This is a genomic window from Bacteroides sp. f07 (genome assembly GCF_042854785.1).
In the GTDB taxonomy this organism is placed as follows: domain Bacteria; phylum Bacteroidota; class Bacteroidia; order Bacteroidales; family Bacteroidaceae; genus Bacteroides.
Genome location: NZ_BAABXI010000001.1, coordinates 1048550 through 1072570, shown reverse-complemented (window position 1 = coordinate 1072570; position 24021 = coordinate 1048550). Strand labels below are relative to the sequence as shown.

Annotated in this window: 16 protein-coding genes; 11 read left to right on the top strand and 5 right to left on the bottom strand. The window is 44.0% G+C overall.

The annotated features are described in order from the left end of the window. Positions 1-51: 51 nt before the first annotated feature. From ACGHVY_RS04255 to bglX, 9 genes are all read left to right on the top strand, one after another. Positions 52-1029, top strand: a complete 978-nt coding sequence (locus tag ACGHVY_RS04255; RefSeq protein ID WP_390597360.1) for a FecR family protein — start codon at positions 52-54, stop codon at positions 1027-1029. 268 nt (positions 1030-1297) lie between these two features. Continuing rightward, positions 1298-4567 carry a TonB-dependent receptor gene (locus ACGHVY_RS04250; RefSeq protein ID WP_390597359.1) on the top strand — a complete coding sequence of 1090 codons (3270 nt, stop codon included), beginning with the start codon at positions 1298-1300 and terminating at the stop codon, positions 4565-4567. Positions 4568-4579: 12 nt separating this feature from the next. Continuing rightward, positions 4580-6166 carry a RagB/SusD family nutrient uptake outer membrane protein gene (locus tag ACGHVY_RS04245; RefSeq protein ID WP_390597358.1) on the top strand — a complete coding sequence of 529 codons (1587 nt, stop codon included), beginning with the start codon at positions 4580-4582 and terminating at the stop codon, positions 6164-6166. Between the two features lie 28 nt (positions 6167-6194). Beyond that, on the top strand, positions 6195-7841 hold the full coding sequence (locus tag ACGHVY_RS04240; protein WP_390597356.1) for an FAD-dependent oxidoreductase: 1647 nt from the start codon (positions 6195-6197) through the stop codon (positions 7839-7841). Between the two features lie 4 nt (positions 7842-7845). Next, entirely contained in the window at positions 7846-9201 is a 1356-nt protein-coding gene (locus tag ACGHVY_RS04235) for a glycoside hydrolase family 2 TIM barrel-domain containing protein (protein ID WP_390597354.1), read from the top strand. A 13-nt stretch (positions 9202-9214) separates the two neighbouring features. Continuing rightward, positions 9215-10429 (top strand): hypothetical protein, encoded by a 1215-nt coding sequence (locus ACGHVY_RS04230; protein ID WP_390597353.1) that lies wholly within the window; start codon positions 9215-9217, stop codon positions 10427-10429. 85 nt (positions 10430-10514) lie between these two features. Next, complete coding sequence (locus ACGHVY_RS04225) at positions 10515-12830, top strand: glycoside hydrolase family 3 N-terminal domain-containing protein (RefSeq protein WP_390597351.1); 2316 nt, start codon at positions 10515-10517, stop codon at positions 12828-12830. Positions 12831-12838: 8 nt separating this feature from the next. Continuing rightward, positions 12839-14830: an FAD-dependent oxidoreductase gene (locus ACGHVY_RS04220; RefSeq protein ID WP_390597349.1), complete on the top strand. Its 1992-nt coding sequence runs from the start codon at positions 12839-12841 to the stop codon at positions 14828-14830. Between the two features lie 7 nt (positions 14831-14837). After that, entirely contained in the window at positions 14838-17078 is a 2241-nt protein-coding gene (gene bglX / locus ACGHVY_RS04215) for a beta-glucosidase BglX (RefSeq protein ID WP_390597347.1), read from the top strand. Between the two features lie 70 nt (positions 17079-17148). Here the strand turns inward: bglX and ACGHVY_RS04210 are convergent, their stop codons facing one another. Next, positions 17149-19209 (bottom strand): cytochrome c biogenesis protein CcdA, encoded by a 2061-nt coding sequence (locus ACGHVY_RS04210; protein WP_390597345.1) that lies wholly within the window; start codon positions 19207-19209, stop codon positions 17149-17151. Between the two features lie 17 nt (positions 19210-19226). Next, complete coding sequence (locus ACGHVY_RS04205; protein WP_390597343.1) at positions 19227-19526, bottom strand: Dabb family protein; 300 nt, start codon at positions 19524-19526, stop codon at positions 19227-19229. Positions 19527-19627: 101 nt separating this feature from the next. On the opposite strand from ACGHVY_RS04205, the gene udk reads away from it, so the two are divergent. After that, positions 19628-20239, top strand: coding sequence for a uridine kinase (gene udk, locus ACGHVY_RS04200; protein WP_308744905.1), 612 nt, complete (start codon positions 19628-19630; stop codon positions 20237-20239). A gap of 46 nt (positions 20240-20285) precedes the next feature. After that, on the top strand, positions 20286-21677 hold the full coding sequence (locus tag ACGHVY_RS04195; protein WP_390599645.1) for a transglycosylase SLT domain-containing protein: 1392 nt from the start codon (positions 20286-20288) through the stop codon (positions 21675-21677). 3 nt (positions 21678-21680) lie between these two features. Here the strand turns inward: ACGHVY_RS04195 and ACGHVY_RS04190 are convergent, their stop codons facing one another. From ACGHVY_RS04190 to ACGHVY_RS04180, 3 genes are all read right to left on the bottom strand, one after another. After that, positions 21681-23228, bottom strand: a complete 1548-nt coding sequence (locus tag ACGHVY_RS04190; protein ID WP_308744904.1) for a sodium:solute symporter family protein — start codon at positions 23226-23228, stop codon at positions 21681-21683. Next, a complete protein-coding gene (locus ACGHVY_RS04185) occupies positions 23225-23350 on the bottom strand; it encodes a symporter small accessory protein (RefSeq protein WP_374047373.1) in 126 nt (41 codons plus the stop codon). Before ACGHVY_RS04185 ends, ACGHVY_RS04190 begins: the two co-directional genes overlap by 4 nt. Before the next feature lie 70 nt (positions 23351-23420). Continuing rightward, on the bottom strand, positions 23421-24020 hold the full coding sequence (locus tag ACGHVY_RS04180) for a nitroreductase family protein (RefSeq protein ID WP_390597341.1): 600 nt from the start codon (positions 24018-24020) through the stop codon (positions 23421-23423). Between the last annotated feature and the right edge of the window lies 1 nt (position 24021).

Sequence of the window (24021 nt, the reverse complement as noted above, 5' to 3'; positions counted from 1 at the left end):
TAATTATGTAAAGGGAAAATTAAGTTATACCCGGATTCTAAATAATAGGATATGAAGAATACAGAAAATAATAAGAGCCTATATCGCCGTTATCTGGATGATCTCTACACAACAGAAGATGCACGGCAACTACTGAATAACCTGCACGACTCGGATAATAATGAGATACTCAACGAGTTGTCTTCTGATGTCTGGGAAGAAGCCGCAACACAGCAACCTCTCACAGATCTTGAACGTGAACACTATAAACGAGAGGCACGTCAATTATTGAAACGCATAGAACATAAAAAACGTACCTGGTTCCGTCGTATCGCAGTTGCTACTGTCAGCACAGCAGCAATCATTTGCCTGGTACTGGGCGGAATTCATTATCTGAAACATCAGAATGAACAGCAGATTATTTATTTGGAAGCCTCAACCTCTTATGGCGAACGCAAACAGATCCTTCTACCCGACGGCACCCAACTGACACTAAATTCCTGCTCACATGTCCGATATCCGAATAGCTTCATAGGAAAAGAGCGCAAAATAGAGCTGGAAGGTGAAGGATATTTTCAGGTATACAGAAATGAGGAACAACCCTTTATTGTCAGTACCCACCGCTTCAATGTACATGTACTGGGAACCTGCTTTGATATAAAATCCTATACTTCTGATGAAATCGTTTCTGTAGAAGTGGAAAGCGGAAAAGTGCAAGTGGATTTGCCGGAAGCAATGATGCGGTTGAAGGGCAAAGAGCAGGTACTTATCAATACCATTTCGGGCGAATACAGCAAACGACGGGAAGAACGTCCCGTAGCCATATGGAAAAAAGGCGGACTACGTTTCAACAGTACTCCGATACGTGATGTGGCTAAGGAACTGGAGCGAATGTATAATTGCCGTATTACATTTGCCGACGGTAAATTCAACAATTTGATTTCCGGAGAGCACGATAACAAAAGCCTGGAAGCAGTTCTTCAATCTATCGAATATACAAGTGGTATCCGGTATAAGAAGGAAGGCAAGCGCATACTGTTATACAAATAGTAAAAAGATGTTAATCACACCCTAGTACATAGTTTACAGTGTGTATTACCTTATAGAACCTTGAATATTTAACTTATAATTTAAAAAAAACATATTATGAAAGCACCTGGTTAATCCTATTTCAGAAAAATAGGAGCCGTCTCTCAGAGAAGCCCCTATTCCGTAATCCGGACGGATATTCATTCGTTTCGACCCGTGTGAATAACGTATCGCGTATTACGAGCCTTTGTTTTAAATAATCTATTCAATTACTAAAACGTACAAATTTATGAATAATCTTCCTAATATAAAAAGGAAAGGTAGAAATGTACATTCATTTTTAGCTTTTTTACTATTCGTATGCTTGTCATCATTGCCTTATTATACACAGGCACAGGAAAAGAAAAACATTACACTGGATGTCAAGAATGAAACTGTAGAAAATGTATTCAATCAATTGAGCAAGCAGACCGGCTACAAATTCTTTTACGACCAGGAAATTGTAAATGCCGCTCCACGCATTTCAATCAAAGCACGCAATAGCTCGTTAGAAAATATTTTGAGCAAGATAACGGTACAGACCAATTTATATTTCAATAGGAAAAACAATACCATCTCCGTCGGTAAACAGAAAAGCCGGGAAACAATAAAATCAACAAGAACTAAAACTGTCAACGGAACAGTTACAGACCAGAACGGTGAACCCATTATCGGTGCCAATGTATTAGTAAAAGGTACGACAAACGGTATCATTACCGATATTAACGGAAACTATTCTTTGGCAAACGTAACCGAAGATGCTACCATTCAGTTCTCATACATCGGGTATCAAACAACCGAGGTCAAAGCAAACAGTAAAGAGTTGGCGCGTATCATACTAAAAGAAGACAGCGAGCTGCTGGACGAAGTAATAGTAGTAGGTTACGGTGTACAGAAACGCAGTGATGTCACAGGCGCTATATCGTCCGTAACTTCCGAGAAACTGAATTCTACCCCCTCTTCCAGCCTGGGTGAAATGCTGAGAGGACAAGCTGCCGGTGTACAGGTTACAATGTCCAATGCCGCTCCCGGTGGCAGTTCGAATATTCTGATCCGGGGACGTCGTTCGCTTTCCGGCGGAAATGATCCTCTTTATATTGTAGACGGTGTTCCGATGACTAGTATAGATGATATAAACTCCAACGATATAGCATCGCTCGAAGTTCTGAAAGACGCTTCTTCTCAATCAATCTATGGCGCACGCGCAGCCAATGGTGTCATACTGATCACTACTAAACGGGGACAGACCGGAAAGATGAAAATCAGTTATAACACCTATGCCGCTTCACAAAGCATCCATAAGAACTTTGAGTTTTACAATGGAGAGGAATGGGCTGCTTTACGAAAGGAAGCATACTATAATGCCAATCTTAGCTATGATGAAGCCGACTGTTTCAGAGGGTTGATGCTCGACGTACTTAAATCAGGAGAGTATGTTGACTGGGAAAAGCTAATGATAAGCTCCGCCTGGCAACAAAAGCACGACATCTTGATACAATCCGGCGGGGACAAGACAAAGTACGCTCTGGGACTGGGATATTTTGACCAGAACGGTATGGTTCCCAATTCGGGATTCCAGCGTTTGAGCGGACGATTGAACATCGACCACAAACTATTGAAAAACCTGACAATAGGCACGAACTTCTTATACACCAAATCATGGAAGAAAACAGCAGACGGCTCTTTCAATTCATTTATCACCATGCCACCTCTGGCAAAAGTATATAATGACGACGGTTCCTTGCGCGAAGATGTAACCGAAGCCGGTGAATCCCATTACAACCCATTATGGAATATCGACTACTCAAACAATAAAAGCCAGACCGACCGGTTATTGATTAACTTCTTCGTGGACTGGAAAATCACAAAGGACTTGTCATACCGTGCAAACGGAAGTTTGAATACCAGGACTGTCCATAGCAACACTTATCAGGGGACAAAACATACGACAGGGCGCAATAATAATGGAAAAGCGACTGCCGGCACAAGTTTCGCCAACGACTACCTGTTCGAGAATATAGTCAACTACGTGAAGGATTTCAATAAGAACCATCATTTCGACGCAACCTTTATGCAAAGTGTCAACGTCATCGAATGGAAGAATCTGGGAATAAACGGTACCGGATTCGCAAACGACGACCTGACTTATAATGCGATAGGCTCTGCCAATGAATACGGTACGCCTACCTGGGAATTGTCCGATAGAAAACTTCTATCTTTCCTGGGACGTGTCAGATATAACCTGTTCGAGAAATACTTGTTCACCTTCGCCTTGCGTGTGGACGGTTCTTCCGTTTTCGGAAAGAATAACAAATACGGTTATTTCCCTTCGGGAGCCTTTGCCTGGCGGATAAATGAAGAATCATTCTTAAAAGAAGCCAAATGGCTGTCCAACCTGAAACTCCGTTTAAGTTACGGTGCGGTCGGCAACCAGGGTGTCACCCCTTATAAGTCACTGGGATTGACAGACAGATACCTGACCGAATTCGGAGACAAGACTGTCATCGGTTATCTGCCCGGAACGGAATTGACCAACCCTAACTTGAAATGGGAAACGTCCACTTCCGGCAATATCGGACTTGATTTCGGATTCTTCAACGGAAGAATCAATGGTACGATAGAATACTATAATACCAAGACTACCGACCTGCTTGTCACAAAGTCTATCCCAAGCTCGCTCGGATATTCCACCCAGACTGTAAACCTGGCGGAAATGAAGAATAATGGTATCGAAATAACGCTGAATACCACTCCCGTCAAAATCAAAGATTTCAGATGGGACGTCAACTTCACTTTCACTAAGAACAAAAATGAAATTAAAAAGATAGACGGACAAGTCGATGAGAACGGAAAACCGCTTGATGACGTGAACAACAAATGGTTTGTCAGACATCCGATGAATGTATATTACGACTATGTATTTGACGGCATCTGGCAAAAAAATGACGATATCGCCAATTCTCATATGCCGACAGCTACTCCGGGCAGCATCAAACTGCGCGATGTCAACAACGACAATCAGATCACAGCCGATGACAGGGTAGTGATGCAACGTGACCCCAAATGGATAGGTACGGTCGGCACATCTTTCAACTACAAAGGATTCGACTTATCCGCTGACCTGTATATCTCTCATGGAGGAACGATATACAACCCTTATCTGACTACATTCGAGAATGGTGGTGACTTGACTGCCAAGCGGAATGGTATCCGACGCAATTACTGGACACAGAATAATCCGTCTAATGAAGCCCCTGCACCCAACATGACGCAAGCTCCCGCATATATCAGTTCATTGGGTTATCAGGATGCCTCGTATGTCCGTCTGCGAAACGTTACTTTCGGATACAACTTCCCCCGTGCTCTTATCAGCAAAGCATACATGCAAAGTCTGAGACTCTATATGACACTGTCTAACTTCTGGACGAAAACCGATGTACAGGCTTATGGTCCGGAACAAACTCCGGGAGATTATCCCGAACCCAGGACTGTATTGTTTGGATTGAATGTGACATTTTAATAAGATAAAATCATGAAAAAGAGTATATTATTTATATTTACAGCCTGCTTCCTGCTCACCAGTTCCTGCTCCGACTTCCTGGATGAAGAGCACAAGACAAAGTACAGTTCCGAATATGTATTCGGAACACCAGAAGGGTTAAAGCTCGCAGTCAATGCATTATACACATTGCAACGTTATTACGCAAATGATACCGAAAATGCTACCGTCTTCGCTTTGGAAAGAGGTACGGATTTAGCTGTAACCAACGGTGGAACCGGTAACTTTTACGGCATCTATGACCCTAATTATTTAAAGCCGTCTGCCGGTCAGGTAGGATTCATGTGGCGTACAATGTATCAAATCATAGGCAAAGCCAATGAAATAATCGCTGCAGCCGAGGACTTGGAAGATACCCCCTCCTTACGGGCTACCGTCTCAGAAGCTAAATGTTTCAGAGCGCAGTCTTATTTCCTGCTATACCGCACATTCGACAGGATATGGCTGAACATACAGCCGACTACTGCCGAAAACGTCAACGACCCGAGAGATTTTCATGCCGCTTCCGAGAAAGAAGTGTTCGACCTGATTTACGAGGATTTGGAGTATGCCATTACGAACCTCGACTGGGTATCCGACGAAGCGGGAAGATTCACCCAGGCTGCCGCCCGTCATATGAAAGCCAAAGCCGCATTATGGCTCAAAGACTGGGATACGACTCTGGAACAAATGGAAGAAATAGAGAAATCGGGACATTTTGACTTGATTGCATTAAATGAAGTATTTAATGCCGGAGACTTGAATCATAAAGAAGCGCTGATGGTGCAACAGTGGAGTAAAAATCCGGGCGGTAATTTATCCAATGCCACTCCAAAAGGCAATTACTATGCAGCCTATTTCATCGCCCAATACCGTACCGAAATCGGCGGAACCGCAGAATATGCCTGTTCTTATGACAACTGGGGATATACTTACGGAAGATGTCTCCCCAGCCCCTATTTATTCTCACTGTATGACAAGGCTAAAGACAAACGTTATCAGGAGTACTACATACACCAGTACAAAAATACGACTGATAAAAACATCACATACGGTTCGGCTACTGTAAAGCCCGGAGATTATTTCCCACTATATAAGAATGGAAGCATCAATAAGAATGTATATCCAGGATGCATCAAGTATGGGGATAAATGGACGCGCACTGCTTCGGAGACACGCAGTTATAAAGATGTGATAGTGTACCGTCTTGCCGAATCCTATATAATGGCAGCCGAGGCAGCCTTGATGAAGAACGACCAGACATTAGCCAAATACTACTTTAACAAAACATGGGAAAGAGCCGGAAACGACAAATTCACCGGTGTGCTAACCATGAAAGACATTATGGACGAACAAGCCCGCGAACTGTCTTTCGAAGGTGACAGATGGTATTTTCTGAAACGGCTGGGACTACTTATTGAGCAAGTCAAGGCATACGCCGGAGATCCGGAAATCCCCGCATCTATTCTCGGACGTAACAATCTGCCCGCCAACCCTCACTTCGTAAGATGGCCGATACCCGAAGCGGAAGTTATTAATATGGGAGCCGAAAACTTCCCTCAAAATATAGGATACAAATAATCACTGAAACAACATACATATAATTAAGATGAGAAAGAAAATTACCATATTAACACTACTGTTCTGTTCTTTCGTTACAGGCTTGTTTGCCAATACTCCACAATATGACATTTGTATATATGGAGAGTCAGCTTCCGGAGTAATTGCTGCAATACAAGGCGCACGTATGGGTAAGAAAGTAGTGCTTATATCGAAAAACGACCATGTAGGCGGTCTTGTCACATCAGGGCTGACCGCTACCGACATGAACCGTAATGACCTGATAGGCGGTATAACAAAAGAATTCTACAACAAAATATACAACTACTACCTGCAACCCGAAGTATGGCGCAATCAGGACAGGGAATCATTCATGGTTTCGACATTAAAGCGCACATATAGAGGGAAAAATGATGAAAGGCAGATACAATGGGTCTATGAATCCTCAGTAGCCGAACGAATTATGCGGGATATGCTGAAGACGGCAGGAGTAGAAATTCTTTTCAACCACCGGCTCGACCTGGATAAGAACGTCCGGAAAGAAGAGAATATAATCCGAAGCATCCAACTGGAAAACGGAAAGGTCATTGAGGCCAAAATATTTATAGACGCTTCCTACGAAGGTGATCTTCTGGCACGTGCAGGAATATCCTATACAGTAGGACGCGAATCGAACCTGCAATACGGGGAAACCTATAACGGCATCCGCATTAATTATGACCAAGGGAAAGACCTGACCCCAATAAGCCCCTACATCAAAGAAGGGAACGCAAAATCTGGCACTTTACCCTACGTGGCAACCCAGGAATGGGGCAAACAAGGAGATGCGGACAAACGCGTGCAAGCCTATTGTTACAGAATGACTCTGACAAACGACCCCGACAACCGTATATCCATCCAAAAGCCGAAAAACTATAATTCGTTATGGTATGAGATATATGTACGTATGCTGAAACTGGAACCGGAAACAAAACTCCAGCAAATTATAACATTGACTCCTATGCCTAACAAGAAAACGGATACCAACCATCTGGACTTCTTCGGAGCAAGCTACGACTATGCAGAAGCCGACTATAAGACCAGGCAGAAAATAGAGCAGTTGCATAAAGATTATGCGTTGGGCATGTTATGGTTTTTGGGACATGACAAGCGTGTACCGGAACATATCCGCAAGGAGATGCTGGATTGGGGATTGCCTAAAGACGAATTCACCGACACCCGGAATTTCCCTTATCAAATATACGTACGGGAAGCCCGCAGGATGATCGGTACATTTGTGATGACAGAAAAAAATGTACGCAAAACCGACCGTACACCAGCCGAATATTCGGTGGGACTGGGTTCTTATGCCCTTGACTGCCATTATGTATCCCGCGTCATCGACCAAGAGGGAAAGTTAAGAAACGAGGGGACTATATTTGCCCCTACCATTCCCTACCCCATCAGCTATTACTCACTGACTCCCAAAGAAGAAGAATGTGCCAACCTGTTGGCAACCGTATGTTTGTCATCTTCTCATGTAGCTTATAGTACTATCAGAATGGAACCGGTATATATGATATTAGGACAATCGGCAGCCACTGCCGCTGCTCTGGCAATAGATTCCAATTTACCTGTCCAGAAAATATCTTATGATGTATTGAAGTATAAATTACTACAAGACGGACAATTATTATCAGTACCCACTAAAAAATAAAGTTATGAAACTAAAATACCTATTTACCTCATTATTTGTGCTTTCCGCTGTCCTAAACGCTTCGTGTTCAGACAACGACAACTATACAATTCCCAAAGGTTCTTTTGAAGAAAAACCGATTGTTCCCCCCGTTAAAGTTGAGACATCCAAAGTAGACGGAAAATGGAAATTGCTTGTAGACGGACAAGAATTATATATCAAAGGAGCTGCATGTAATAACTTCTATGCTGAAGCAGCCGACTTCGGAGCTAATGTTGTCAGGACATACGGAGTGTCCGACAAAAGTAAAGCCATTCTGGATGCCGCTCAGGAAAAAGGACTTTATGTCAATTTCGGGCTTTACGTAAAAAGAGAAACCGACGGTTTCGATTACAACAACACAGCAGCAGTGAAAGCCCAGTTTGATGAAATGAAAGCAACAGTCGAACGCTTCAAAGACCATCCGGCGCTTTTGGTCTGGTCGATAGGAAATGAAGCGGAAGCAAGCTACACCAATCTCAAACTATGGGATGCCATCAATGATATAGCCAAGATGATTCATGAAACCGACCCCAATCATCCCACTACAACAACATTGGCATCTTCTAATGTGAACCATATCAAAAATATTATAGAAAAGGCTCCTCATATAGATATTCTTTCGGTCAATACGTATGCGCCTAACCTGCCAGGAGTATTGGGCAATCTTCAGTCCGCAGGCTGGACCAAACCGTATATGATTACGGAGTTCGGACCTCGCGGTACGTGGCAAATGAATCCAGAACCCGAAAGAGTGCTGCCGTGGGGTGGCTTGGTAGAACAAACAAGCAGTGAAAAAGAAGCTGACTATCTGAAAGCCTATCAGGAAAATATTGCTGCCAATAAGGACAACGGTTGTATAGGTTCATTTGTATTCTTATGGGGATACCAGACTCACGGGGAAGTACTGACCTGGTACGGGCTGTTTGACAAGAAAGGATATACCTTCCCGGCAGTCGATGCCATGCAATATGCATGGACAGGAAGTTATCCGAAGAACCGGGCTCCGGTAATAGCAACCCGTAATGATATGCTGATGAATGGCAAGAAAGCGGAAGACGCTATTATTGTCAGCCCGAACTCATCCAACGAAGCTAAAGTCACAGCCACCGACCCGGATGGGGATACGCTGACCTACGACTGGATGATTATGAAAGAAAAGACAGCTTCTTCAGACGGTAGCTTGCCGGATGGCATCACCGGATTAATAGATGATAACACCAAAAAGGAAATTACATTCAAGGCTCCCTCAACGGTCGGCAACTATCGCCTGATAGTCTTTGTGCGCGATGTGAAAAACAAGAAAGTAGCAAGTGCGGTTATTCCATTTTCTGTTCAATAAAAAATTATCGACTATGAAACTATTAAAATATAAATTAGGCATTTTGTTGTGTCTCACAGCTATCTTCTTCATTGCATGTGACAGTGACGACGAAAACATACAACAGAACCCGAAACCGACCATCAAATTCACGAAAGTCGGAGACGAACCAGTTATTGCCTATCCTGGAACAGAACTCAATTTTTCTGTTGAGATGACGGGTACAGCCGGTATTAAAAGAGTCGTTACCATGCTCGACTCCCAGGAAATCCCCGGAAGTTCCAAAGAATATCCGGAAAATACGGATAAAGGCTCATACAGCGTATCATACACCATAAAATCAGAGGAAGTGGGTAAAACACTGAACTTTGTTATACTGGCAACTGACAATGAAGAAAAGAAATCCACTACCGAATATGCTGTTTACATCCAAGCAGCCAAACCGGAAATTGAAATAAGGATTCCTGATACCGCACCGGAAACGGTCACTGCGGGAGAAATGGTAGCATTCGACATTGAGATTACTTCCACAACAACATTAAGAAGTATAAAAACATATCTCGAAGGCTTAGAAATTATCGATTTAACCAAAGAGATATTTGAGAATCCCAACAGTGATACCTATGTATTCTCATACACAACTACTGATTTGAATGCCGGACAAACCCTGTCATTCATATTTGAAGTGATGGATGCCAACGGTGGTATCGTAAGAAGTGAATACAGCGTAGAGGTAACGAGAGCGGTGGAATTAGACATAAATGAATTCTACACACTTAAAATCGGAGCACAAACCAGTACAGATGCAGGACCTTTCCTGAATACTACGAACGGAGAAATTTATGTACGAGAGGGAGCTGCTGCCAAGTCTGCTAATATCGACATTACCCTATTCTACAGCAACAGTTCATACGGCTATTATTTCGTATCTCCGTCTGACGCAAGTATCGAAGCTATTTTCAAAGCACCGGATGCAATAACAACTTGGGAACATCGTAACAGTACAAAACTGAAAAATATCCAAATAACACCGGACGAATTCTTAGCAATTAATTCTGCTGAAATGATTCAGAATCTCTACACCAATTCATCCGAAGCAGAAGTAGAGAAGCTGACAAACAAACTGGGAGTAGGCTCTATTGTCGGATTCAAAACTGTTGCCGACAAATATGGTATTATGATTGTCAGGTCATTTGCCAGCGGCAGTTCGAAAGGAAATGTCACCATCGACATGAAAGTGGAAAAATAACCCGGTTCTCAAAATAAATTAATTCTTAACCGCCCTTATTTATGACAAAAATAGGGGCGGATTAGAAATTATTATCTATAAAACAATGAAAATAAAATTATTATCCATCCTGTTAATTGCTTTTCAGCCCTTAGCATTCGGAGCTAATGACATACCTGAACGACCGCTCTATCTTGATTCTTCCCAGCCAGTCCGGACGAGAGTTGAAAATTTGATGTCCTTGATGACCCTGAAAGAAAAGATTGCCCAAATGTGCCAGTATGTAGGGCTGGAACATATGCGCGACGCGGAAAAGAATATCACAGAAGAAGAATTACTGAACGGTCATGCCAGAGGATTCTATAAAGGATTGCACTCCACAGGAGTAGAACGGATGGTCACACAGGGCGAAATCGGTTCATTCCTTCATGTCCTGACTCCGGCGGAAGCCAATCATCTGCAAAAACTGGCGGAGAAAAGCCGCTTGAAGATTCCCTTGCTGATAGGGATTGATGCCATACATGGAAACGGGCTTGTCAGTGGTTCTACCATTTACCCGTCTCCCATAGGAATGGCTTCCACATTTGCGCCTGATTTAATAGAACAGGCAAGCAGGCAGACAGCTCTCGAAATGCGTGCAACAGGTTCTCATTGGGCTTTCACTCCCAACATAGAAATTGCTTGCGATGCCCGTTGGGGAAGGGTCGGAGAAACATTCGGCGAAGACCCGTATCTGGTATCCCGCATGGGAGTAGCATCTATCAAAGGCCTGCAAACAGACAATCTTACAGGATTAAATACCGTATTGGCTTGTGCCAAGCATCTCGTCGCAGGGGGAATAGCCAATAACGGAACCAATGCCGGTCCGGTAGAATTGAGTGAAGGCAAACTGAGAAACTTCTTTTTGCCCCCATTCAAAGCAGCCATACAAGAAGCCAAACCTTTTACCCTTATGCCGGCACACAACGAATTAAATGGAGTCCCGTGCCATGCAAACAAATGGTTAATGACCGACATCATGCGCAATGAATACGGATTCGACGGGTTCATTGTTAGCGACTGGATGGATATGGAAGCAATCAGCACACGCCACCGGATAGCCGAAAATACAACCGACGCATTCTTCCTATCCGTAGATGGCGGAGTAGACATGCATATGCATGGTCCTGTTTTTTCCGATGCCATCCTGAAACTTATAAAAGAAGGAAGACTGACGGAAGAAAGAATTAATAAAACATGCGCCAAGATACTGGAAGCCAAGTTCCGGTTAGGATTATTCGAGAACCGGTATGTTACGGAAGCCGGCATAAAGAAAACGGTTTTCAGCAAAGAACATCAGCAGACGGCACTCGAAATCGCCCGGCGTTCCATCGTCCTTTTGAAAAATGAGGCCCTGCTCCCCATTGACGCCCGGAAGTTCAAAAAGATACTCGTGACAGGCCCTAACGCCAACAACCAGTCAATCATGGGCGACTGGGTATTTGAACAACCGGAGAAGAATGTCTCAACCATACTGAAAGGCATAAAAGAGGAAGCATCCGGCACACAGATAAATTATGTAGATGTCGGCTGGAATCTGAGAGCATTGGACAGTGCCAAGATAGAAGAAGCTGTACAAACAGCAAAGTCTTCGGATTTGGCAATCGTCGTAGTCGGTGAAGATTCTTTCCGGCAGCATTGGAAAGAGAAAACATGCGGAGAAAACAGGGACCGTATGGACATCACCCTTTGGGGGAAACAGGACTATCTTGTGGAATCTATTTACAAGACAGGAGTCCCTACTATTGTCATCCTGGTAAACGGACGCCCCCTTGCCACCGGATGGATTGCTGAAAATATCCCGGCTATTATCGAAGCCTGGGAACCGGGGTCAATGGGAGGAAAGGCAATTGCGGAAATCCTCTTCGGTAAAGTAAATCCCAGTGGGAAGTTACCAATTACCATCCCACGGCATGTAGGTCAGATTTCAACGGTATATAATCACAAACCGTCCCAATTTCTACATCCTTATATCGACGGGGATAAAACACCGCTTTATCCTTTCGGGTATGGTCTAAGTTATACTTCTTTCAAATACGGCCAGCTTAAAGCAAACAAGACGGATTATAATGCCAACGAAGAAATAGAAGTTACAGTAAATGTCAGCAACACAGGAGAAAGGCAAGGGGAAGAAATCGTCCAACTTTATATTCGGGATGATTACAGTAACACCACCCGACCGGTGAAAGAACTGAAACGTTTTCAACGTATTCTTCTGGAAAAGGGAGAAAGCAAAGTGGTAACATTCCACTTAAACAAAGAAGACTTGTCCTATTACAATCACAAAGCTGAATATGTACTGGAACCGGGCACGTTCACCGTCATGGTGGGCGGCAGTTCTTTGGACAAAGACCTACAAAAAGTTAAGTTTAACGTAAAATGAAACCGTATATGAAGAAACTGATTCTATTATTGACCGTTCTTACTTTTCTGTTCAGTTGTAAAAGCAACCCGGAAGAAGAGTACGATATATGTATCTATGGCGGTACTTCCGCCGGAGTAATAGCAGCATACTCTGCCAAGATGTTGGGTAAGAAGGTATTGCTTATCGAACCGCAAAACCGCCTCGGCGGACTGACTTCCGGCGGGCTTGGTTTCACCGATATAGGAAACAAACAAGTAGTGACCGGATTATCAAAAGACTTTTACCGCCGTTTGGGCACTCATTACGGTAAACTGGAACAATGGATATTCGAACCCAAAGTAGCGGACAGCATCTTTAATGACTACATTAAGCGGGCAAGCGTCGAGTTTTTATACAAATACAGAATCACAGACGCCCAACTTGCCAACGGATATATAAAAAATATCACCCTTGAAAGTTCCGACAGAACAAAACCCGGCAAATCCATAGCCGCCAAAGTATTCATCGACTGTACTTATGAGGGTGACCTGATGGCTAAAGCAGGAGTTTCCTATACGATAGGGCGGGAAGATAACAAGCTATATAATGAAACTTACAATGGTGTCCAACTGATGAAAGGCCACCAGTTCCCGGACGGAATAGACCCCTACAAGATAAAGGGTGATTCCACGAGCGGATTATTATGGGGAATCAGTCCTGCCGCACTCTCATCGGACGGTACGGGCGACAAGTTAGTGCAAGCCTATAATTACCGTATTTGCCTCACCGATAATCCGGCCAACAAAATAGAAATCACCCGACCGGAAAATTATGACTCCACCAAGTATGAGTTGCTGCTACGCCTGTTTGACGCCCAACCCGATAAAAGAAAACTAAACCATTATTTTATCTGGAGCCGGATGCCAAACAATAAGACGGATATAAATAACCGGGGAGGATTTTCTACTGATATGATTGGAATGAACCATAACTATCCGGAAGCATCTTACGAAGAAAGGGCGGAAATCATTCAAGCACATAAAGACTATACCCAGGGATTACTTTATTTCTACAAGACCAACCCCAGGGTTCCGCAAGAATTAAGAGATGAAATACAAGCATGGGGCTACCCCAAAGACGAATATACAGAGGACAACCATTGGTCGCCCCAACTATATATCAGAGAAAGCCGCAGGATGACAGGGGATTATGTAATGACGCAAGCACATTGCGAAGGACGGGAAACGGTCACCGATGGTATCGGCATGGCTGCATATACCATGGACTCACACAACTGCCAACGGATACTCATAAAAAAAGACGGGAAATACATGGTAAAAAATGAGGGAAATGTAGAAATCGGCGGCGGACTCCCCTACCCCATATCCTATCGTTCCATCATCCCCAAGGAAGAAGAATGTAAGAACTTGCTCGTTCCCGTTTGTCTCTCTGCCAGTCATATCGCCTATGGTTCCATCCGTATGGAGCCGGTATTTATGGTATTGGCACAGTCTGCCGCAATCGCCGCAGCAGAAGCCATAAACACAGGAAGCGTACAGACCGTCGATATAAAGAAAGTACAGGCATTGCTACACGAAAATCCTCTGTTGGACGGTAGTTTTTCCGAGATACTGATAGACGACAGCGAACTGGACTTATCCGTCAATAATGATTGGGAGATTATTAAAAAGCAGGGAGGATATGGTCCCACTTTCCTGAAATCCAAAGTCCGCAACGGTTCGCCCATCCGTTTCACCCCACATATGGAACATGAAGGAAAATACAAAGTCTATACTTATTATCACATGAGAAAAGACATATCACCCGCTATCACATATTCCATCTCGGACGGAACCGATAGTTGGACAAAAGTCATACATAAAGACAGCGTGAGAATAGAAGGACAGACTACAGGAGAATGGGTGGAACTGGGGACATACGATTTTCAGAAAAGCCCCATGCCCTATGTAGAAATATCCACCGGAGATACAAGCGGGACGGTCATTGCCGACGCTGTACTGTTCATACCCGTAAAATAAGACTTATATGTATATGAAAAAGATTTTGTGTTTGCTATATCTGTTATCAATATTTTGTTTTTCCCATGCCCAGAATGAGAATACGTATTTAGAACAAAAGATTGATTCAACCCTATCGGGTATGACTATCCGTGAAAAAGCAGGGCAGTTGAACCAACTTGACGGACGCGGTACAATTGAGAATCTGAAGATATTGATACAAAAAGGAGAAATCGGTTCGGTAATGAATGTTACCGAACCCGAAGTCGTCAATGAATTACAAGAAATCGCCTGCAAGCAATCAAGAACCGGTATCCCCCTGGTTTTCACACGCGACGTTGTGCATGGTTTCAAGACCATGCTGCCCATTCCGTTAGGGCAAGCTGCCACTTTCCATCCGGAACTGATACAGGAAGGAGCACGAATCGCAGCCATAGAAGCCACGGAGCATGGTGTCAGATGGTCATTTGCCCCCATGATAGACATATCCAGAGATGCCCGGTGGGGACGCATAGCCGAAAGTTTCGGTGAAGATACTTATCTCACAGAACAGATGGCTGTTGCCGTAGTAAACGGATTTCAAGGTGATGATTTATCAAATCCGCAATCAATGGCTGCCTGCGCCAAGCATTTTATAGGATATGGAGCCGTAGAAGGAGGACGTGATTATAATTCAACCCATATTCCCGAAAGGCAGTTGCGAGATGTCTATCTTCCGCCTTTCGAGAAAGCCGTAAAAGCCAACTGTTCCAGTATCATGACTTCGTTCAATGATAACGACGGGATTCCGGCTACAGGAAACAAAAAACTATTAAAGGATATTCTCCGCAAAGAATGGAATTTCGACGGGGTTGTCGTTTCTGACTGGGGCTCTGTGACGGAAATGATAAAACATGGCTTCGCTGAAGACCGGAAAGATGCAGCCCGAAAAGCGATAGAAGCCGGACTGGACATGGATATGTCTTCCAAAGCATTTATTCAGAATATAGAGGAATTAATCGCCAAAGGGATAATTTCCGAAAAGACATTGGACAATGCGGTGCGAAATGTGCTAAGATTAAAATTCAGGCTCGGACTGTTTGATAATCCGTACACTGATATCAATAAGAGAAAAGAAACCTACTCGGACAAACATCTGGCTATTGCAAAGAAAATAGCGGAAGAGTCTGTTGTTTTATTAAAAAATGAGAGCCACACATTACCGCTGTCTTCGGAAATAAAAAGTATCCTGATAGTAGGCCCATTGTCCGACGCTCCCCACGACCAACTCGGAACCTGGACAATGGACGGAGAAACAGAGAGAACACAGACGCCTGTAAAAGCACTGCGTGAAATGTATGGCGACAAAGTGAAAATTCATTTTGTGAAAGGTCTGGAGTACAGCAGAGATAAAAATAAGACGAACTTCAATAAGGTATTGGCAGAAGCACACCAGGCAGATGCCATTATAGCTTTTATCGGCGAAGAAGCCATCCTGTCGGGTGAAGCTCATTGTCTGGCTGATATAAAGCTGCAAGGAGCTCAATCCGAACTTATCAAGGTATTAAGCGGAACAAATAAGCCGCTCATTACAGTCATTATGGCGGGACGCCCGTTGATTATCAATGAGGAACTAAACCTATCCGATGCTGTATTATATGCCTGGCATCCCGGAACGATGGGCGGTAACGCACTGGCGGATATTTTATTTGGTAAGGTCACACCTGGCGGCAAACTACCCGTTACTTTCCCAAAAGCAACAGGACAAATTCCCATCTACTATAATCACACCAATACCGGGCGTCCGGCTACAGGAAAAGAAAAGCCCTTAGACGAGATACCTTTAAATGCCAAGCAGTCCGTATTAGGGCATTCTTCCTATTATCTCGATTTAGGAGCGCGACCTTTATTCCCGTTCGGGTATGGTCTGTCATACACATCTTTCGAATATTCTGATTTAAGAACAGACCGCACCGTACTCACTTCGGACGATACGCTTTCAATCAGTGTCAAAGTAAAAAATACAGGGCAATATAAAGGAACAGAAGTGGTTCAACTCTATGTATCGGATCTTTTCGGTTCCGTCACCCGGCCGGTAAAGGAACTAAAAGGATTTAAAAGGATAGAGTTAAGTCCAAATGAAGAAAAGATGGCAATATTCGAACTTCCCTTAGACGAACTGGCTTTTTGGAATATTGACATGAAAAAAGTAGTAGAAGCGGGTAAGTTCAAAATAATGGTCGGCACTGATAGTCGACGCGGACTGGAAACCTTTTTCGAAGTAAAATAACAATATTAGAAAAGCGGCCTCACCCAAAGGATGAGACCGCCTTTCCAGTATCAATCTATCAGCGAAACGATTATTTCGCTTTCTTATAATTTTCCAGTCCAGTCTGCAGGAACTCGATATACTTAGGAATATCCTCGTTGTAAGCATATGACTTGTTCAGCGGTCTGCCCTGATTATCCAGCAACACATAGAAAGGCTGGGCGTTCGCACCAAACTTCACACGTTGCAGATAACTCCATTTGTCACCGACTGTACGCAAAGTACGTTCCGTACCGTTTTCCACGATTTTCACGGGTTCGGTCAACGGGGTCTTGTTATCCACATAAAGCGTAATCAATACATAGTCATTATTAATCAAGTCACTTACTTTCGGGTCAGTCCATACTGCTGCTTCCATCTTACGGCAGTTTACGCAGCCATATCCTGTGAAGTCAAGCATGACAGGTTTCCCATTCAGACGCGCATATTCCATACCTAAATCATAATCGTCGAATTTCGCATGTACGTCATTCTTATACAGGTTGAAATCCTGAGTCTGCATAGGTGGAGCAAATGCACTTACCGCCTTCAAAGGTGCTCCCCACAAACCGGGAACCATATAAACCGCAAATGCCAAAGAGACTAACGCCATAAAGAAACGGGTAACTCCCACCTTATTATCATCGTCATCATGCGGAAACTTGATCTTACCCAACAGATAGAATCCGAGCAAAGCAAAAATAACAATCCACAAAGCAAGGAACGTTTCGCGGTCAAGCAGTCTCCAGCCATAAGCCAAATCGGCTACCGACAAGAATTTAAGCGCAAATGCCAGTTCGAGAAAACCTAATGTCACTTTGATTACATTCATCCATCCGCCTGATTTCGGCATAGACTTCAACCATGACGGGAACAACGCGAACAGAGTGAACGGCAAAGCCAGTGCGATGGCAAATCCCAGCATACCGATAGCCGGGGCAACGACACTTCCTGTTGTAGATACCTGTACAAGCAAGAAACCGATAATCGGACCTGTACAAGAGAAAGAAACCAATGAAAGCGTGAAAGCCATCAGGAAAATACTCAGCAATCCCGTGGTAGATTCCGCCTTGCTATCCACTGCATTTCCCCACTTCGACGGAAGCCTGATTTCAAATGCTCCGAAGAACGAAGCGGCAAAAATCACCAACATCAGGAAGAAGAGAATATTAAAGACTGCATTGGTAGACAACGCATTCAACGCACTGGCACCGAAAATCAACGTAATGGCCAACCCCAATGCTACATAAATCACAACGATAGATGCACCATACGTCCATGCATCACGAATACCTTTCTTCTTATCCTTGCTACGTTTCAGGAAAAAGCTGACAGTCATCGGGATAATCGGCCACACACAAGGAGTGAACAAAGCCAGCAAACCGCCGAGGAAACCTGTTATGAAGATATAAATCCAAGACATATCTTCCTGCCCATGTTCTTCGCCCAATGCTTGCAGGTCGCTGATGACCGGCTTCCAAAGTTCACCGGATGCAACGGCAGGCTGAATGTCCGTAGCCGCATCCACCGGAGTGGCGGGTACCAGTTCCATCATAGCAGCAGAGTCTTTTACTTCAGCAGGAGCGGGAGCAGGTTCTTCCTTTTTCTCCGGTTCCTTTTTCTCCGGCTGTTCTGTCTTAGCCGCAGCAGCACTTCCGGCTTTCGCTACTCCGGAGAACTTGAACGGCACTTCGGTAGGCGGAAGACAACTCTCATCATCACAAGCACCATATTCCAGATATCCTTCTATTTCATAAGCCCCGCCTGTGAGTTTAACTTTCTGAATGAACTTTGCCGTATTCTCAAAATAACGCACTTTCATCTCAAACAGTTTGTCGAAAGTCGCTACCTCCTTGCCAACCGGTTTCAGTTTCCCGGCAAGTTCCAGCCCACTTTTCTTATCAACGTTGAATGTCGCAGAAATAGGTCCCCCATCTCCAAGTTCAGTAGAATAAACATGCCACCCTTGATCAATAGTGGCGGTAAATACAATCTCCGCTTCGGTATCAGAAAGAGTGTTCAACTCAGTTTTGAACTTTACCGGATCTTTAATCTGTGCTTGCAAAGCATACACAACAAAGCTTAAAAGCAGAAAAGAAATAAACTTTTTCATTTTCAATAATTGGAGGGTTATAATTCATAATCTACACACGCACGGCTTTCCTTTGTTTCTACCAGAATCTTACCGGCAGCTACGTGGTCGGGGTGCGTTGCATAGTATTTCACGTCTTCCAGAGTATCAAACTCACTGTAAAGTGCTATATTCCATGTCTCACCGGGATTCATGTTCAATCCCACTTCCACTTTACGGATTACAGAGATTTTAGCAGGAAGTGCTTCTATCGCTTCCTTGAATTTTGTCATAACTGCCCGCTTCTCTTCAGCAGGAACGTCGTCTTTTAACTTAAATAATACAATGTGTTTTACCATTACGTTGTTATTTTAATGAATTGTTTCTATATTTGTCTTGTTAATACTTTGCATAAACAATGCAAATTTACTCTATTTGGTTCAAATATACACTTAAAGAGATGTTAATTATAGGAATAGCAGGCGGAACAGGTTCCGGAAAGACCACCGTCGTACGAAAAATCGTAGAAAGTCTCCCCGCAGGGGAAGTAGTATTATTACCTCAGGACTCATACTACAAGGACAGTAGTCACGTCCCGGTCGAAGAGCGTCAGAATATTAATTTTGACCATCCGGACGCTTTTGAGTGGAGCCTGCTCTCCAAACACGTCATGACGCTGAAAGAAGGAAAGAGTATCGAACAGCCCACCTACTCTTATCTGACTTGCACCCGCCAGCCCGAAACTATTCATATCGAACCGCGGGAAGTCATCATCATCGAAGGGATTCTTGCCTTATGCGACAAGAAACTGCGTAATATGATGGACCTTAAGATATTCGTGGATGCCGATCCCGATGAACGTCTGATACGCGTCATCCAAAGGGATGTCGTTGAACGCGGACGTACTGCCGAAGCTGTAATGGAACGCTACACACGGGTTCTGAAACCGATGCACCTGCAATTTATCGAACCTTGCAAACGGTATGCCGACCTTATCGTGCCCGAAGGCGGTAGCAATAAAGTGGCTATCGACATACTGACCATGTACATCAAGAAACACTTGAAAGGTTGAGAGCCGAGAATGGAGAGAGTTGAGAATTAAAAACAAAATGTCAGGTATGAATGTCAAGGCGCTGATTATCCCTTTATTCCTTGTGTTATTCTGTTGTATGTTCGGATGCCGGAACAAGCAGCACAGCAAGACGGACGAATCCGCTCGCGATCTTCCACAGATAAAAGACAGCGGCGAATTGGTTGTACTGACATTATACAGCTCTACTTCATATTTCATTTACCGGGGACAGGAAATGGGGTTCCAGTATGAACTCAGCGAGCAGTTTGCCAAAAGCCTGGGATTAAAACTAAGAATCGAAGTAGCCAACAACGTTGACGAACTGATCCAGAAGTTACTGGCAGGCGAAGGGGACATGATTGCCTACAACCTGCCCATAACCAAAGAATGGAAAGACAGTCTCCTCTACTGCGGTGAAGATGTGATTACCCATCAGGTAATCGTCCAGCAAGGAAGAGGTAAACAGAAACCGTTGAAAGACGTTACCGAACTGGTCGGAAAAGACATATACGTAAAACCCGGAAAGTATTATGACCGTCTCGTCAATCTGAACAGTGAACTAGGCGGCGGAATCCAGATCCATGAGGTGACCAATGACAGTATCACTATCGAGGACTTAATCACCCAAGTGGCGCAAGGCAAAATACCATATACCATAGCCGACAACGATTTAGCGAAACTTAATAAGACGTATTATCCCAACCTGAACATAGACTTGCCTATCAGTTTCGACCAGCGCTCTTCATGGGCAGTACGGAAAGACAGTCCGGAGCTGGCCGCAGCCGCCACCAAATGGCATCAGGAGAACATGACCTCTCCCGCTTATACAGCCAGTATGAAACGCTACTTTGAAAACAGCAAAATGATGCCCCACTCTCCTATCCTTTCATTGAAAGAGGGAAAGATTTCCCATTACGACGATTTATTCAAGAAATACTCCAAAGAAATCGGATGGGACTGGCGTATGCTTGCATCGCTGGCTTATACAGAATCCAACTTTGACACGACGGCCGTATCCTGGGCAGGTGCCAAAGGGCTGATGCAGCTAATGCCCGCTACCGCCCGCGCCATGGGAGTACCTGCCGGAAAAGAACAAAACCCGGAGGAGAGTGTCAAGGCAGCTATCAAATACATTGCTGCCACCGACCGTAGTTTCAGCATGATTCCCGACAAGGAGGAACGTCTCAACTTTATTCTGGCTTCCTACAATGCCGGTTTAGGACATATTTACGATGCCATGGCTCTGGCGGAAAAATATGGAAAGAACAAATTGGTATGGAAAGATAATGTAGAGAACTTTATCTTACTCAAAAGCAATGAAGAATACTTCACCGACCCCGTTTGTAAAAACGGTTATTTCCGTGGCATTGAGACTTACAATTTCGTCCGCGACATCATGTCGCGCTATGAATCCTATAAAAAGAAAATCAAAGCGTAAAAATCATCGTTTATAAGTCATCAAGCTAACCCCGACAATTGCCAATACCGATAAAGGCAATGCAAACAATATCGGGTCTATCACCGGAAAAGGATAAGTGGTAATCAGCACATCCCGCCCGAACAGGGCTTTGCAGATACCCAGCGCAGCAGATTCTTTCTGATGAAGAAATACAAGAGCGAACAAACTGCCGACTGTTCCTACCCAAAGGCTTGCCATCACTCCCTGCTTTGTAGCTTTCTTCCAATATAAAGCGCAGAAATAAGCGGGCAGGAAAGCAGCCGCACAGATTCCCATAAAGATAGAAGTTCCACGGGCAATAATGTCATGCGGCAGCATATAGCAGATAATATAGCTGACCAGAATAGAGAACAATACACCAAGACGGATTACATTGGTCAGCTTACCACGTGAACGGGGTTTGTATGTCCCGTAAATATCAGACCCTACCGAAGCCCCCATCGTATGAAACTGCGAGCTGAGCGTAGACATACTTGCCGAAAGGATACACAACATGAAGAGTGCGGCAAACCAGTCGGGCATTGCCTTATTTATGAAATATGGAATAATCTTATCAATATCCTGCACCACCTCCGTTGCGACCGCTCCCTCTGTTTTCAAGAAAAAAAGATTGCTCAATGCACCGGCATGATAAATCGCGCCTACCGTTATAATCAAAAAGAAGCAACCGATAAATACACCGCGATTCAACTGCTTGCTGCTTTTCACCGTCATAAAACGAACCACCAACTGAGGTTGTGCGAGGCAACCGATTCCCACTCCTAAAATAAGAGAAGTAACCAGCGAATACCATTGTGGAGAGCCCGTCACAGGCATTGCAGTCCATCCCTGATGCCCCAACGCTTTAAACTTCTCCGGGACTAGCGGAGCAATAGCAGTCAGTTCTTTATTGGCTTCCACAAAATTCATATCAAGCACCCGATAGAGAGAAAACAACAGAAACAGCATACAGCCGAACATGATAACCGCCTGCAAAGCATCCGTGTACATCACTCCTTTCATCCCCCCTGCTATCACATAAGCTGCAATCACCAAAGTAAATATCAACAAAGAAACGTTGAAATCAATCTGAAAAATCTGCTCGATAAACACTGCGCCGCCTTTCATTACAACCGCCGCATACAGTGGCATCCCAATGAAAATAACGGCAGCGACAAATACCTGTATATTACGTGAACGGAAGTGCCGCCCCAATAACTGGGGAAAAGTGCTCACATTCAGTTTTGCCCCCATACGCCGGGTACGCAAACCGAAAAAGATAAAAGCTATCACAACTCCGATAAACATATTCAGGAAGCAAAGCCATTGGATTCCCATCCCGAAAGCGGCCGCCACACCGCCAAAGCCAACGATAGCGGATGCGGAAATAAACGTAGCACCGTATGAAAGAGCCATTACGATAGGATTCATCTGACGTCCCCCCACCAGATAATCACTGGCAGATGTCGTTTTCTTATATCCTAAAAAGCCAAGATAAGCAAGTGACAGCAGATAAGCTATCACAATCAGTCCTAGAGTAAATGTATTCATCGGGTTTCGTCTTTTTTATCGTCCTTATTCCAATATTTCAGCCCGAACCAGGCAGCAAAAATCACACATACTACTGAAAGAAGGTATGGCAGAATGATAAAAGGGTCGTCTATTCCAAACATTTGCGTATCAGATTTAATCAATTAAGACGCAAATGTAAGGAAATTATTGAAAAGGCAAAACTTTTGTTTACTAATACTGATTATAGTGTATCTTTTTCTCGTCAAATTTCTGTTTCGGGTTCTCTTTTGTAGCCGGATAGCCGAAAGGAATGACACAAAGCGGAAGAATACTCTCAGGGAGATTAGTATATTTGCGTACGACTTGCATACGGTCTTCGTAAGGATAAGCTGCTGTCCATACAGCACCTAATCCCAAGCTTTCAGCAGCCAGCAGAATATTCTGAGTGGCGGCGGAACAATCCAAATACCAATAGGATGAACGTGCGGAATCCCCGCAGACAACGATGGCATTACGAGCCTGCGTCAACATTTTGGCATAAGGAAGCGCGGCAGCCATCGAATCCAACTTGGCGCGATCGGTCACCACGATGAATTCCCAGGGACGGACATCTTTTCCCGTAGGAGCAGCCATCCCGGCACGAAGCATCAGGTCGATTTTCTCTTTCTCCACTCCTTTGTTCAGATAAGTACGCACGCTTTTGCGTTCGAAGATATTATCCAATACAGCATTTCCGGTTCCGGACGTTCCTTTTTCTTCTTTTGCAGAAGAACATGACACCATAGCAGTCAATGCCATGAACAGACATAAGAAAGAGAAAATCTTTTTCATT